Annotated in this window: 1 pseudogene; it reads left to right on the top strand. The window is 68.1% G+C overall.

Going from position 1 to position 263, the window contains the following annotated elements:
* Positions 1–263, top strand: a pseudogene (locus SB816_RS32575) (cytochrome o ubiquinol oxidase subunit I); the annotation flags it as partial.

Genomic DNA, 263 nt, shown 5'->3' with positions numbered 1-263 from the left:
CGTCGCCGCCGGCCGACTACAACTTCGCGGTGCTTCCGCAGGTGCGCACGCTCGACGCGTATGCCGACATGAAGGCGCGCGGCGACGCCCGGCCGAACCCGGCAGCGATCCGCGACATCCACATGCCGTCGAATACCTGCGCGGGCCTGGTGATCGCGATCTTCAGCCTGGTGCTCGGTTTCGCGCTGGTGTGGCACATCTGGTGGATGGCGATCGGCGGGCTGATCGGGATCGTCGCGACGCTGGTGATCTACAGCTCGCGC

Origin of the sequence: Achromobacter sp. SIMBA_011 (assembly GCF_046535435.1) — a bacterium.
Taxonomy (GTDB): Bacteria; Pseudomonadota; Gammaproteobacteria; order Burkholderiales; family Burkholderiaceae_B; genus Achromobacter; species Achromobacter dolens.
This window is presented reverse-complemented; position numbering and strand designations above follow the sequence as displayed.